Below are 12,934 nucleotides of genomic sequence, written 5' to 3'. Positions count from 1 at the left end.
GTCGCGTTACAGGGCGGCGGGGAACCAGACCCGGGCGTGCAGGCCCGACGGCTCGTTGGGCAGCAGGTCGAAGCGGCCGCCCGAGGCGTCGACCAGCACGGCGACGATGGGCAGGCCCAGGCCGCTGCCGTCGACGTTCTGGGCGTCGGGGGCGCGCCAGAAGCGCTCCATCGCCATCTCGCGCTGCTGCTCGGTCAGGCCCGGGCCGTTGTCGATCACGTGGAGGTCCACGCCGTTGTCGTCGGCGCTGGGGCGTACCGTCACCGTGGTTCCGGGGCCGGAGAACTTCACCGCGTTGTCGATGAGTGCGTCCAGGGCCTGGTCGATCGCGTTGCGCACGGCGCGGGCGCGCAGCGGACGGGCCGGGCGCACGTACCGCAGCGTGATGTCCTTCTTCGCGGCCACCGGCTGCCAGGCCAGCACGCGCGCCCAGGCGGTCTCGCCCGCGTCGAAGTCGGTGAGGTCGTACTTGCCCCGCTCGGCCCGGGCCAGCGCGAGCAGGCTGTCGAGCACGTCGCCGAAGCGCTCGGTCTCCTCCAGCGCGAGGCGGTGACCCTCGACCGCCTGCGGGTCGGTGAGGTCGACGCCGAGGTCCTCGACGCGCAGGCGCAGCGCGGTCAGCGGGTTGCGCAGCTGATGGCTGGCGTGCGAGACGAACGCGCGCTGCCGTTCCAGGGCGTCGGCGACGGTCGCCGCCATCTCGTTGAAGGCGTTGCCGAGGCGGCGCAGCTCCGGCGGGCCGTCGGCGGCCGGGACGCGCACCGTGTAGTCGCCGGCCGCGAGCTCGTGCGCGGCCGCGTCGAGCTCGGCGACCGGGCGCAGCGTCCAGCGCGCCAGCGACCAGGCCGCGACGATGCCGGCGAAGAGCACCACGAGCCCGCCGCCGGCCAGGATGCCCCAGGCGCTGCCGACGCCGTTGGCGTTGCTGCGGGTCGGCGAGATGGTCACGACGGCGCCGATCACCTCGCCGCCCCGGCCGACCGGCACCGCGACCACGAGCGGGTCGGTGCGCCACGGCCAGATCGTGCCGTCCTCGCTCGCCTCGCGCCCCTCCAGCGCGCGGCGGGCCTGGCGCAGCACGTCGTCGTCGGCGAGGCGCAGGTCGGGGCGGGAGCCGACGACCTGGTGGGCGTCCTGGTCGACCACGACCGCGGCGACGCCGTACACGTCGTCGTAGCGGGTCAGCTCGGCCGCCAGTTCCGCCGTGTCGGTGTCGCGCAGCGCGGGTTCGGCCAAGGTGGCGAAGCGCGTCGCGTCGGCGAGCCGGTCGGCGACCAGCCGTTGGGTGTCGCGACCGGCGAGGGAAATCGCCAGAGGTACCTCCAGCGCCGCCAGCACGAGCAGCAGCAGGACGAGGTACACCGTGCCGAGCCGGACCCTCATGGCGCGAGGCGGTACCCGACGCCACGGACGGTCTGCACGAGCCCGGGCACGTCGAGCTTCGCGCGCAGCGAGCCGACGTGGACGTCGAGCGTGTGCCGCCCGACGAAGCTGGTCTGCCAGACGGCGAGGATCAGGCGGTCGTACGACACCACGACCCCCGGCGTGCGGGCCAGCACGGCGAGGATCTCGAACTCCTTGCGGGTCAGCGCCACGTCCCGCCCGTCGGCGAGCACCCGGCGCGCGGCCACGTCGACGGAGACCGGCCCGGCGGTGAGCACCTCGCTCGGCGGCGGCGCGGCCCGGGCGGCCCGGCGCAGCACCGCCTCGATGCGCGCGTTGAGCTCGGCCATGGAGTACGGCTTCACGACGTAGTCGTCGGCGCCGGTCTGCAGCCCGATGACCCGGTCGCGCTCCTCGGCCCGCGCGGTGACCGCGATGATCGCGACGCTCTCGTCCTTGCGGCGCAGCGTGCGACACACCTCGATGCCGTCGCCGTCGGGCAGGTTGAGGTCGAGCAGGATCAGGTCGAAGGGCTCGCCCGCGAACGTGTCCAGGGCGGACTGCGCGGTCGGGCAGTGCACCACCTCGTGCCCGCGCCGGCGCAGGGCGGTGGCCAGGGCGGCCGCCACCCGTGCGTCGTCTTCCACCAGCATCACCCGCATCGTGCGCCCATGGTACGGGAGCCTCACCTTCAAGAGTTCGTCAAGGAACAGCGGCGGCCTCTCCCGCGGCGGGTCGCCGGTTGCCACGGTGTTCCCGTGGACATCGTGTCGAGCGGCGAGCGTTACCGAGCCTCGACCGTCGCCGCGTTCGAGGCGGCCGTGCTGGTGCGATGTACGGGGGTGTGTGGAGGAGGAGGCCGTGCCCGGGCGCTGGGGGGCACCCGGGCACGATCTCTCGACGGAGTGCTGGCCGAGTTCAACCGCGGGGCGGCGGCCGAGCGCCTCGCGGAGCTGCTGACCGCCGCGGGCCGCACGGCGAGTGTCCACCGCTACACGGCCGGTAACCGGCACCGCTACGAGATCTTCCGCGTGTTCGCCGACCCGGGGGCCGGCACGTTCCTCGACCGCGCGTGGGCGCAGGGGTACGCCGACCTGTGCGCCGCACCCGCCGAGCCGCGCTCGACCCGCCAGGTGCGCCACTCGCGCCGCCTGGCCGAGGCCGCCTGGCGCAGCGTGCTCATGGTCTCGGGCCCGGCGCGCAGCGGCTCCCCGGGCCTGCGCGTGGCCGACCTGGACACCGCGACGGTACTGGTCCGCGCGGGCCGCATGATGGCCCTGCCGGTGCGCATGTCGACCCGCCCGGGCGGCCAGCTCCTGCTGGCGATGACCGCCGCCTGACCCGGGCCGGCAACCGGTCGCGTGGGGCGCACACCTACGCCTGCGGTAGCGCCCGCGTTTTCGCCGTCACCAGTCGCGCCATTCGCCGGCGGCTTCGTCGGCGCCGCGGCGCTCCAGCAACGCCTCGACGTCGATGCCCGCCGCATCGAGAACCTCCTCGATGTACTCGCTCAGCTCCTCCCGGGTGATCGTCTCGATGGGGTGGCCGAACTCCAGGTCGGCTTCGTTGAGGGCGACCACGACCCGTTCGACCGCGGCCCACACTGCCTCGTCCGTGCGCGGCTCGAGGCCGGTGATCTCCCGCTCGTACGCCTCCAGGGCCGTGTCGACCGCGGCGACGAACTCCGGCGGGAATGCCGTCGGCGCGTACGCCCCATCCGCCGGCAACGTTCCCGCGGCCACCGCCGCCGCTTGCTCCGCCGTCTCTCGTCGCCACCGCTGGGTCAGCCGCTCGATCATGCCGACAGCGTAGGCAGCCCGCCGACGGGTACGGGCGCGCAATCACAGCCTCGTGGCGCTGAAGATCATCGTGGTCATCACCACGCCGCCCGTGGCGGCGTTCGCCAGGACCAGTCTCGGGCTCAGGGACGTGAAGGGGTTCTCCTTGTCCACCCAGGTCGCCTTGCGGTTGCCCGTCGAGAACGCGGTCAGCTCCACCCCGCCGTCGCCCGTCGGTTTGCACGTGACCTGCAAGGGCGTCGAGGCGGTCGTCGGCGGGCCGGCGTTCTTCGGCTTGGCCGACGCCGCCACCTTGGGGTGCTGGTCCCCGGCGTGCTTGTAGATCTCGATGACCCCGTCGGCGTTGATTTCGAAGCTGTACCCGTTCGCGAGGTTCGCCCCGTCGAAGCACCCGGCGCCGATGCGCGCCCCGCCGGCCGACTTGCCGATCGCGGCGAACTCGAGGTCGATGTTGAAGCCGCCCCCCGGCACGCTGAGGCGCTGCTCGGGGCCGGGCGCGAGGCAGCGTACGTTCGGCTGCTCGGCGGTGATGCGCAGCGCGTCCGGCACCTCGATCTTGCAGCCGCCGGACGGGCCCCAGGACGCCTTCTGCTGCAGCGCCGCCACCGTCCTGGTGCCCTTCAGCGGCCACGGCCCGACCGAGTTGAGCCAGCAGGCGATGACCGGCCGGGCGTGCCAGGTCTTGTCCAGGCCGGGCGGCAGGAGCGGCTTCTCCAGCGGCAGGAAGGACTGCCCGAACGGTACGCCGAGATAGTCCCCGTAGGACTGCTCGCACATCGCCCGCGTCGCGGTGTCCACCGCCTTGGCGCCCGGGTCGACGGTGAACGGCAGGTGCCCGACGAAGGTGACCTCGCCGACGTGCGCGGCGTTGCACTGCGCGACGTACCGCAGCTGCGACGACCCGCCGATCCAGTCGAAGCACTCGCCGGTCTTGAGGTCGAACTGCTCCCCGGCGTAGGCGTCGGCGGCGGCGGTCGACGGCGCGGCGAGGGCCTTGGCGATCCGGTCGCCGTCGGCGTAGTCGGCGACGGGCAGCCCGTCGGCGAACAGCTGCCGCAGCGAGGGGGAGAGCCCGTCGACGGCGAGGTTCGTGTCGTGCACCGCCTGCCGGTGCGTGGGTGAGAGCCCGGCCACGACGACCACGTGCCCGTTCTCGGTGCGCAGGTAGTACTCGAAGCCGTACCAGTGCCCGGCGCCCACCGCGCCCAGCGGCCCCGCGACCACGACGGCCAGCACGGCGTACCCGGTCACGGTGCCCCAGGCCCGCCCGACCGACGCCGCGATGATCCCCGCGGCGACGCCGAGCACGCCGCCGAGCAGCGCGATCGCCCCGCCTGCGGCGAGTACGAAGGCCAGCGGCTCGGCGATCAGGAAGCCGAACAGGCCGCCGGCCCGGGCCGCGCCGCCGTCGAGCACGGCGGGGTTGCCGCGCACCAGGTGCAGCAGGCCGAGCGCGGCCACGACGATGCCGGTGGCCCGGGTCAGCACCCGCTCGCGCAGGAAGAGCAGGGTGGCCGAGCCGAGCGTGGCGAGCTCGGCGCCGCGCCACAGCCGCCGGTCGGCCACCGGGACCAGCAGGAGCCGGCCGGGCCAGGGCTCGCGGGGCAGGCGGGGGAGCGGCCAGGCGAGCAGCAGGGGCAGGAAGGGCAGGGCGTAGGCGGCGTACCCGAAGAAGAACGACGTCACCTTGAGCGCTCCAGCGTGCCCGGGCAGCTGCGGCACCCACAGCAGGGCGGCGAGGACGAGCGCGAGGGGCACGGTGACCCCGAGGCGCACCCAGGACGGACGGCGCACCTTCAGGCGCTCCGGCTTCTTCATTTCGCCGGTGTACTCGTCCACGTCGCGCCGGGGCTGCGTGACGTCGCCGGTGACCAGGTTGCGCCGCGGGCGGCGGTGCGCACCCCACTCGGCGGCGGCCGCGCCCTGCCAGTCGGTGAGCGCGGCCCGGACCTGGTCGGCCGCGACCAGGGCGAGCGCGAGCGCGACGGCGAACGTGAGCACGATCCGCCAGGCGGGCGGCCGCGGCGCGAAGCCGAGCAGCGTGGACAGGCCCAGCGTCGCCGCGGTCGCGAGGACCAGCAGGGCGACCGCGGGGAGAGCGGCGCGGGCCCGCCGACCGGCCTCGGACATGGCTGGGAGCATGGCACCAGGCGTCATTCGTCGCAACCGGCCTAAAGCTGGCTTAAAACTCCGGGCTCACATCTGCGTGTGCCCGGCCGCGCAGGCATCGATGACCGGCTTGAACGCGGCGACCTCGGCATCGGTGATCTTGAGCTCGGTGTACAGCAGCGGGCCGCCGTCGAGGCTGACCCACGCCGGGAACACGTACGGCTTCTTGATCTCGGCGAGGGCGTGCGGGGTACAGCGCTCGCCGTCGACGATGATCGGGATCTTCAGCTCGCCGGTGCCGGGCGGGAGCACGCCGTACGGCTTCGGGGTCGCCTCCCGCAGCGGGGTCGGCAGCACCTCGAGCAGGATGCTGCCGACGAACTCCTGCAGCGTGATCGTGCCCTTGAAGCCGGTGCGGTGAACCACAACGGTGCCCTGGACCCAGCCGCTGGGCAGGTGGGTCCACGGGCCGAACGTGAACGTGGCCTGGCGGTCGAGGTACGCCTGCTGGCAGTCGATCGCGAGGAACTTGTCGAGCATCGGGTTCGGGGTGGCCAGCGGCACCTGGACGTCGCTCACCTGGCCGTTCTCGGTCTGCACGCGCAGCGCCACGGTGGCGGCGGCCGCGCGGGGATGCAGGTCGTCGCCGGTGCAGATGCCGGTTCCGTACGCCACCGGCACGTCGACCTGCAGGCCGCCCGGCGGCAGCCACGCGTCGGCCTTGACCGGCCCGACGCCCTTGAACGACGGCGCCCGCAGCTCGATCTGCTGCACGACGAGCTTGGCCGGCCCGTCGTTGTGCATCGAGATCTGCACTGTGTGCCGGACCTCGTCGACCCGACCCTGGGTCAGCTCCACCCGGACCTTGATCGGGTCGGCGCCGGGCGCCGCGGTCCCGGCGGCGTCGGGGGCGTGCCCGGACAGTGCCGCGCCGCCGAGGGAGACCAGCACCAGCAGCGCGACGAGCAGCATGCGCCTCATGGGCGCCTATGTTGGCACAATCCACTGCAGGAGCGCACGGGCCGCGTCGAGGACCAGGTCGCGGTCGTACGTCAGCGCGTGCGTGAACCGCCGCTGCTCCTCGGGGCCGGTGTCGGCCGGGTCCCGGGCCACGAGCGCGCCCGCGAAGTGCGGGCCGACCACTCGGCGCCCACGTCGTCCAGGGCCACGCCCCAGCCCGCGCCGCGGCACGCCTCGGCCGCGCTGAGCAGGGGCGCGCCGGGTCGGCGCCGATGGCCCGCTCCCATCTCGACCACCACCCGCAGCCGCAGCTGGGCGTCGAGGATCGTCGGGGCCAGGTCGGGCGGGCACGCAACGCCGAGCGCGGCGGGCTCCGCGTTGACGAACAGGGTCAGGCCGAACGGCAGGCCGGCGTCGAGGGCGGTGCGGTACGCCGTCGCCTGGCACACCCAGTCGCGGTAGGTTGTGCCCCAATGGGAAGCTGGCGGGAGATCATCGACGGGATCGCCGAGCAGGGGGAGTACGGGGCGGCCCGCCTGGTGCGAGACCCCCGCCGCAAGGGCGGTTGGACGCTCCTCGTCGAGGAGGTGCAGCAGTCGTACGTCGATGTGCTCGACCCGACCCACCTGTACTTCGAGTACACGCGCCGCGTCGGCTCGGTCGTCGACACCGCGTTCCCGGAAGGCCGGCCGATCCGCGCGCTGCACCTGGGCGGCGGGGCGTTCACGCTGCCGCGGTACGTGGCCGCGACCCGCCCGGGCTCCGAGCAGCTCGTGGTCGAGCGCGACCGCCGGCTGGCCGCGTTCGTCCAGCGCGTCCTGCCGCTGCCCCCGGACGCGCGCATCGACCTGCGCTTCGGCGACGCCCGCGCGACCGTCGCCGAGCTCGACGCCGGCGCCTACGACCTGATCATCGGCGACGTGTACGACGCGGCGCAGATGCCCGAGAGCGTGTCCGACGTCGTCTTCGCGTCCGCCGTGGCCCGGCTGCTGGCCCCCGGCGGCGTCTACGCGCTCAACGTGGCCGACCTGGCCCCGCTCGCGTTCTCCCGGTCGCAGGGGGCGACGCTGCGCACGGCGTTCGCCGACGTGTGCCTGATCGTGCGGCCGGACCTGCTGCGCGGGCGGCGCTTCGGCAACGTGGTCTTCGCCTGCGCGGTGGAACCGGACCGCCTGCCGATCGCCCGGCTGGCCGCGCTGGCCGGGCGGGACCGCCAGCCGGCTCAGGTCGTGACCGGCGCGGGCCTGGACCTGCTGACCGAGGGCGCCGATCCGGTCCGCCTCGACTAGGCCCTAGTCCTGCCGCGGTGGGAGTTACGCACACGTGACCGTGTCCGGCATCACGTTCTCGTGGGGCTTGTGTGCCGTTTTGGTGCCCCGGGTGGGATTCGAACCCACACTGTCGGAGGTTTGAGCTCCGTTCCTCTGCCGATTGGGATACCGGGACGAGTACGCCGCACTAGGGTACCCACTACTCTGATCGCGACGGTAACCGCCGTCGGACACGTCGGATCGGATCGGGAGAGGCTTGTGGCCGAGGCACAGAGCCGTCGGGTGCTCATCGCGGAAGATGAGGCGCTCATCCGCCTCGACCTGCGGGAGATGCTCGTCGAGGAGGGCTACGACGTCGTCGGCGAGGCCGGCGACGGCGAAACGGCTGTCCGGCTCGCCGAGGAGCTCAAGCCGGATCTCGTGATCCTGGACATCAAGATGCCGATCATGGACGGGCTCGCCGCGGCCGAGAAGATCGCCGGCGGGCGGATCGCGCCGGTCGTCATCCTCACCGCGTTCAGCCAGCGGGACCTGGTGGAGCGGGCGCGCGCCGCGGGCGCGATGGCCTACCTGGTCAAGCCGTTCCAGAAGAGCGACCTGGTGCCGGCGGTGGAGATCGCCGTGTCGCGGTACGCGGAGCTGTCGGTGCTCGAGTCCGAGGTCGCCACGCTTACCGAGCGGCTCGAGACGCGCAAGGTCGTGGAGCGCGCCAAGGGCCAGCTCATGGCCACCTACGGCATGAACGAGCCGCAGGCCTTCAAATGGATCCAGCGCACCGCGATGGACCACCGCATGACGATGCGGGAAGTGGCCGACCGGATCATCGCCGAAACCGCCGGGGGAAACACCACCGTAATCGCCGAGTCCTGACCTTTTACCTGCGCACGGCGTGTTTCGCGGCAGCTTGCTGGACATCGAATAACGGCTTGGTAACGGCCCGCTATTGCCTTGAGGGCCGGGCTATGATCCGCCAGTCCCGAGGCTCGGGATCACAGCCAGTCACCGTTGATTCGAGGAGCACCATTGCGTAGAGCCGTGATCATGCTCACGGCCTTCCTGGCCTGCGTGATGCTCTCCTTCGGAGTGGGCGCCACAAGCGCCTGGGCCGAGGGCGAAGCACTACAGGGAACGCTGAAGAACGGCGACGCCCCCGTCGCCGGAGTCAAGATCAAAGCGTTCACCCAGGACGGCGCGCCCGTCGGCGAAGCAGCCTCAGACGCTCAGGGCAAATGGAGTATTCCGGTCCCGGGCCCCGGCACCTACCGGGTCGACCTCGATCAGACCTCCCTGCCGGCGGGCGTCACCCTGACCAACAACCGGCCCAGCCTGACGCCGCAGGTGGCCGACGGCCAGGCCCGTAACGTGCTGTTCCCGCTCGGCGGGGCGGGCGGGGCGACCGGTCAGAACCAGCCGAACGCGCCCAAGGCGCCGTCGGAACTGGACCGGTACGCCGACCTGCTCTACAGCGGACTGCACTTCGCGCTCATCATCGCGCTGGCCGCGCTCGGCGTCTCGCTGATCTTCGGCACCACCGGCCTGACCAACTTCGCCCACGGCGAGCTGGTCACCTTCGGTGCGCTGATCACCTTCCTGTTCAACGTGACAATCGGGCTGCCGCTGGTCCTGTCCGGCCTGATCGCCGTCGTGATCGGCGGCCTGCTCGGCTACACGCAGGACCGGGCGTTCTGGGGCTGGCTGCGCCGGCGCCGCACCAACATGGTCACGACGATGATCATCTCGATCGGCCTGTCCCTCGCGGTGCGGTACATCTTCCTGTACTTCTTCGGCGGCGAGACCCGCGCCTTCGCCCAGTACAACGGCCAGCCCGGCCATCAGTACGGGCCGTTCCTGATCGCGCCGAAGAACCTCGTCTGCGACGTGGTCGCCATCGTGGCCATCGTGGCCGTGTCCTGGGCGCTGCTCGGCACCCGCCTGGGCAAGGCGACCCGCGCGGTCGCCGACAACCCGGCCCTCGCGGCGGCCTCCGGCATCAACGTGGACCGCATCATCCGGCTGGTCTGGACCATCGGCGGCGCCCTGGCCGCGCTGGCCGGCGTGCTCCTGGGGACCTACCAGAACGTCGGCTACCAGATGGGCTTCCAGATCCTGCTGCTGGTGTTCGCGGCCGTCACGCTGGGCGGCTTCGGTACCGCCTGGGGCGCCCTGGTGGGCAGCCTCGTGATCGGCCTGTTCGTGCAGCTGTCGACGCTGTGGATTCCGTCGGAGCTCAAGACCGTTGGCGCGCTGGGCGTACTGATCGTGATCCTGCTCTTCCGGCCACAGGGCATCCTGGGCCGCCGGACGCGGATCGGCTGAGGGGGACACGATGAACTGGCACTCCATCTTCAGCGTCTCGCTGGAAGCGATCATCGGGTCCACCACTATTGCTTACGCGCTCGCGGCCATCGGCCTCAACGTCCACTTCGGCTACACTGGCCTGCTGAACTTCGGGCAGTCGGCGTTCCTGGGCGTGGGCGCGTACGGCATCGCGATCACCGTCTCCACGTTCGACCTGCCGTTCTTCCTCGGCGTGGCGATCGGCCTGGCCGCGGCGATCATCCTGGCGCTGCTGCTCGGCATCCCGACGCTGCGCCTGCGCGCGGACTATCTGGCCATCGTCACCATCGCGGCGGCCGAGATCATCCGGCTCATCTACCGGGCGACGGGCCTGCACAAGTGGACCGGCGCCTCCGACGGCCTGCAGGGCTTCTCGCAGGACTTCTACGACCTGAGCCCGTTCCAGGGCAGCAAGGGCGTCAGCCTCTTCGGCGACCTCATCACGTTCACCGACCGTGAGCTGTGGGTGCTGCTGGTCGGCTGGACCCTGGTGGCGCTGTCCTGCCTGGTCGTGTGGCTGCTCATGAAGAGCCCGTGGGGCCGCGTGCTCAAGGCCATCCGGGAGGACGAGGACGCGGTACGCAGCCTCGGCAAGAACGTCTTCTCGTACAAGATGCAGTCGCTGGTCATCGGCGGCGTCATCGGCTGCCTCGGCGGCTTCGTCTTCGCCCTCGACCGCGCGGCGGTGCAGCCGGACACGTGGGGCACCGAGTTCACGTTCTTCGCGTACACGATCGTCATCCTCGGCGGCGCGGCGCGGGTCTTCGGCCCCGTCGTCGGCGCGGCGATCTTCTGGGTGCTGCTCGTCTTCATCGACGCGACGCTGTCCGAGGCGATCAACAACAAGGACATCCCGTCGTGGCTGATCAGCACCAACCAGGCCGGTTCGGTGCGGTACATCCTGGTCGGCATCGGCCTGATCCTGCTGCTGATCTACCGCCCGCAGGGCATCTTCGGCGACAAGAGGGAGGTCATGCTCGATGTCCGCTGAGCCCACGCAGGCCACCGGCACCGCCAAGCAGCGCGCCACGGCGGCCCTGGCCGACGTTCCGTGCGAGCCGGGCGTGCCCAAGCCCGACCCGATCCTCGTCGCCGACGGCGTCGTGCGCCGCTTCGGCGGCCTCACCGCCGTCGACGTCAAGCACGCCGAGGTGCAGCGCGGCTCCATCACCGCGCTCATCGGGCCCAACGGCGCCGGCAAGACGACGTTCTTCAACCTGCTCACCGGCTTCGACGTGCCGGACGAGGGTTCCTGGACGTTCAACGGCAAGAGCCTTTCGGGTGTAGCCGCACACAAGGTCGCCCGCACCGGCATGGTCCGCACCTTCCAGCTGACCAAGGCGCTGTCCAAGCTCACCGTCATGGACAACATGCGGCTGGGCGCGACCGGGCAGAAGGGCGAGACCTTCTGGCGCGCCCTGATCCCGGCCATCTACCGGCAGCAGGAGGCCGAGGTCACCGCGCGCGCGGAGGACCTGCTCACCCGCTTCAAGCTCATCGCCAAGAAGGACGACTTCGCCGGCAGCCTCTCCGGCGGCCAGCGCAAGCTGCTGGAGATGGCCCGGGCCCTCATGGTGCAGCCCGAGATGGTCATGCTCGACGAGCCGATGGCCGGCGTGAACCCGGCCCTGACGCAGTCGCTGCTCGGCCACGTCAAGCAGCTGCGCGAGGACGGCATGACGGTGCTGTTCGTCGAGCACGACATGGACATGGTCCACGACATCAGCGACTGGATCATCGTCATGGGGCAGGGCGGCGTGATCGCCGAGGGCACCCCGGACAAGGTCATGGCCGACCCCCGAGTGATCGACGCCTACCTGGGCGCCCACCACGACGGCGCGGTGAAGACGGTCGGCGGCGAGGAGTACGACGCCGGCGACCTCGCCGAGGGCGGCGAGGTGGCGCTCATCGGCGCCGTCGACGAGCTCGAGCAGGAGCAGGCGGCGGCGGACGGCAGTTCCGCCGACGCCGACGGAAAGGACCGGTCGTGACCGTTTCCAGCGAAATTCCTGAGCTTCCCGACGACGAGGAAGCGGCGCCCGTCAGCAACGAGATCGTCGACCGCACCGAGCACGTGTCGAAGGCCGAAGGGGCGGTCCTGCGCGCCGACGACGTCGTCGCCGGGTACCTGCCGGGCGTCAACATCCTCAACGGCGCCGACCTCTACGTGCACGATGGCGAGCTCGTCGGCATCATCGGGCCGAACGGCGCCGGCAAGTCGACGCTGCTCAAGGCCATGTTCGGGCTGGTGAACATCCGCTCGGGCACGGTCACGCTGCGCGGGGAGAGCATCACCAACTTCAAGGCGCACGCGCTGGTCGAGCGGGGCATCGGCTTCGTGCCGCAGACGAACAACGTCTTCGCCGCGCTGACCATCGAGGAGAACCTGCAGATGGGCACGTTCCTGCGGCCCAAGCGGTTCAAGGAGCGTTTCGACTTCGTCACGCAGCTCTTCCCGACCCTGGCCGAGCGGCGCAAGCAGCGGGCCGGGCTCATGTCGGGCGGCGAGCGGCAGATGGTGGCCATGGCCCGGGCGCTCATGATGGAGCCCACGGTCCTGCTGCTGGACGAGCCGTCGGCCGGCCTCTCGCCGGCGCTGCAGGACGAGGTGTTCTTCCGGACCAAGCAGATCAACTCGACCGGCGTGACGGTCGTGATGGTCGAGCAGAACGCGCGGCGGTGCCTGCAGATCTGCGACCGCGGGTATGTGCTCGACCAGGGGCGCAACGCCTACACGGCCTCGGGCGAGGGCCTCATCAACGACCCGCGGGTCATCGAGTTGTACCTCGGGACGCTCGCGCGCGCCTGAACCATCGTTTTTGCACCGCGGAAATCCCGCGCCTCCCACGGGGGCGCGGGATTTTTTCGTTACGCCTCCTGGCTGATTTCACGGCGTTTTTACAATGGTGGTCTTGCGTTCCGAAATATCAACGTCGATCTTGATAATGCGGTTATTGTTCCGCTCGCGGAACGATAGTTCCGAGGTTGTATCCGCGACGGGCGCCAGCCCGTTCCGTTCGTGGCACCGCGGACCCGGCTGGCCGGCCCTCTCCGGCCGCAGGCCTGCAGGGCCGG

13 protein-coding genes and 1 tRNA gene are annotated in these 12,934 nt (G+C 71.5%); 7 read left to right on the top strand and 7 right to left on the bottom strand.

The window, feature by feature from the left end; genetic code table 11:
• Positions 1-6: 6 nt before the first annotated feature.
• Together AB0B76_RS17765 and AB0B76_RS17760 are read right to left on the bottom strand one after the other, a co-directional pair.
• On the bottom strand, positions 7-1,383 hold the full coding sequence (locus AB0B76_RS17765; RefSeq protein ID WP_360375854.1) for a HAMP domain-containing sensor histidine kinase: 1,377 nt from the start codon (positions 1,381-1,383) through the stop codon (positions 7-9).
• Positions 1,380-2,045 carry a response regulator transcription factor gene (locus tag AB0B76_RS17760; RefSeq protein WP_360375852.1) on the bottom strand — a complete coding sequence of 222 codons (666 nt, stop codon included), beginning with the start codon at positions 2,043-2,045 and terminating at the stop codon, positions 1,380-1,382. The genes AB0B76_RS17765 and AB0B76_RS17760 overlap by 4 nt, the downstream gene beginning before the upstream one ends.
• A gap of 96 nt (positions 2,046-2,141) precedes the next feature.
• Here AB0B76_RS17760 and AB0B76_RS17755 point away from each other — a divergent pair, with 96 nt between their 5' ends.
• Positions 2,142-2,723, top strand: coding sequence for a hypothetical protein (locus AB0B76_RS17755; RefSeq protein WP_360375850.1), 582 nt, complete (start codon positions 2,142-2,144; stop codon positions 2,721-2,723).
• 66 nt (positions 2,724-2,789) lie between these two features.
• Here the strand turns inward: AB0B76_RS17755 and AB0B76_RS17750 are convergent, their stop codons facing one another.
• The 4 genes from AB0B76_RS17750 to AB0B76_RS17735 form a co-directional block, all read right to left on the bottom strand.
• Complete coding sequence (locus tag AB0B76_RS17750) at positions 2,790-3,182, bottom strand: DUF5713 family protein (RefSeq protein ID WP_360375848.1); 393 nt, start codon at positions 3,180-3,182, stop codon at positions 2,790-2,792.
• 42 nt (positions 3,183-3,224) lie between these two features.
• Entirely contained in the window at positions 3,225-5,312 is a 2,088-nt protein-coding gene (locus tag AB0B76_RS17745; protein WP_360375846.1) for a hypothetical protein, read from the bottom strand.
• A gap of 66 nt (positions 5,313-5,378) precedes the next feature.
• Positions 5,379-6,272, bottom strand: a complete 894-nt coding sequence (locus tag AB0B76_RS17740) for a hypothetical protein (RefSeq protein ID WP_360375844.1) — start codon at positions 6,270-6,272, stop codon at positions 5,379-5,381.
• 71 nt (positions 6,273-6,343) lie between these two features.
• Positions 6,344-6,700, bottom strand: coding sequence for a hypothetical protein (locus tag AB0B76_RS17735; RefSeq protein WP_360375842.1), 357 nt, complete (start codon positions 6,698-6,700; stop codon positions 6,344-6,346).
• Between the two features lie 24 nt (positions 6,701-6,724).
• On the opposite strand from AB0B76_RS17735, the gene AB0B76_RS17730 reads away from it, so the two are divergent.
• Positions 6,725-7,540: a fused MFS/spermidine synthase gene (locus AB0B76_RS17730; RefSeq protein ID WP_360375840.1), complete on the top strand. Its 816-nt coding sequence runs from the start codon at positions 6,725-6,727 to the stop codon at positions 7,538-7,540.
• An 80-nt stretch (positions 7,541-7,620) separates the two neighbouring features.
• Here the strand turns inward: AB0B76_RS17730 and AB0B76_RS17725 are convergent.
• A tRNA-Leu gene (locus AB0B76_RS17725) sits at positions 7,621-7,697 on the bottom strand.
• A gap of 83 nt (positions 7,698-7,780) precedes the next feature.
• Here AB0B76_RS17725 and AB0B76_RS17720 point away from each other — a divergent pair.
• The 5 genes from AB0B76_RS17720 to AB0B76_RS17700 all read left to right on the top strand — a co-directional run bounded on the left by AB0B76_RS17720 (position 7,781) and on the right by AB0B76_RS17700 (position 12,668).
• The gene (locus AB0B76_RS17720; RefSeq protein ID WP_360375838.1) at positions 7,781-8,392 is read left to right on the top strand and encodes a response regulator; all 612 of its coding nucleotides are present in this window, start codon (positions 7,781-7,783) and stop codon (positions 8,390-8,392) included.
• A 153-nt stretch (positions 8,393-8,545) separates the two neighbouring features.
• A complete protein-coding gene (locus AB0B76_RS17715) occupies positions 8,546-9,838 on the top strand; it encodes a branched-chain amino acid ABC transporter permease (protein ID WP_360375836.1) in 1,293 nt (430 codons plus the stop codon).
• Between the two features lie 10 nt (positions 9,839-9,848).
• Positions 9,849-10,850: a branched-chain amino acid ABC transporter permease gene (locus tag AB0B76_RS17710; RefSeq protein ID WP_360375834.1), complete on the top strand. Its 1,002-nt coding sequence runs from the start codon at positions 9,849-9,851 to the stop codon at positions 10,848-10,850.
• Positions 10,840-11,850 (top strand): ABC transporter ATP-binding protein, encoded by a 1,011-nt coding sequence (locus AB0B76_RS17705; protein ID WP_360375832.1) that lies wholly within the window; start codon positions 10,840-10,842, stop codon positions 11,848-11,850. The genes AB0B76_RS17710 and AB0B76_RS17705 overlap by 11 nt, the downstream gene beginning before the upstream one ends.
• Positions 11,847-12,668, top strand: a complete 822-nt coding sequence (locus AB0B76_RS17700; RefSeq protein ID WP_360375830.1) for an ABC transporter ATP-binding protein — start codon at positions 11,847-11,849, stop codon at positions 12,666-12,668. The genes AB0B76_RS17705 and AB0B76_RS17700 overlap by 4 nt, the downstream gene beginning before the upstream one ends.
• The last annotated feature ends 266 nt before the right edge of the window (positions 12,669-12,934 follow it).

This window comes from Dactylosporangium sp. NPDC049140 (assembly GCF_040648435.1).
This window is presented reverse-complemented; position numbering and strand designations above follow the sequence as displayed.

Bases quoted from the DNA above. Each gene is read 5' to 3' on its own strand.
- AB0B76_RS17750 (WP_360375848.1), bottom strand. From the start codon at position 3,182: ATGATCGAGCGGCTGACCCAGCGGTGGCGACGAGAGACGGCGGAGCAA.
- AB0B76_RS17740 (WP_360375844.1), bottom strand. From the start codon at position 6,272: ATGAGGCGCATGCTGCTCGTCGCGCTGCTGGTGCTGGTCTCCCTCGGC.
- AB0B76_RS17705 (WP_360375832.1), top strand. From the start codon at position 10,840: ATGTCCGCTGAGCCCACGCAGGCCACCGGCACCGCCAAGCAGCGCGCC.
- AB0B76_RS17765 (WP_360375854.1), bottom strand. From the start codon at position 1,383: ATGAGGGTCCGGCTCGGCACGGTGTACCTCGTCCTGCTGCTGCTCGTG.
- AB0B76_RS17730 (WP_360375840.1), top strand. From the start codon at position 6,725: ATGGGAAGCTGGCGGGAGATCATCGACGGGATCGCCGAGCAGGGGGAG.
- AB0B76_RS17745 (WP_360375846.1), bottom strand. From the start codon at position 5,312: ATGTCCGAGGCCGGTCGGCGGGCCCGCGCCGCTCTCCCCGCGGTCGCC.
- AB0B76_RS17710 (WP_360375834.1), top strand. From the start codon at position 9,849: ATGAACTGGCACTCCATCTTCAGCGTCTCGCTGGAAGCGATCATCGGG.
- AB0B76_RS17760 (WP_360375852.1), bottom strand. From the start codon at position 2,045: ATGCGGGTGATGCTGGTGGAAGACGACGCACGGGTGGCGGCCGCCCTG.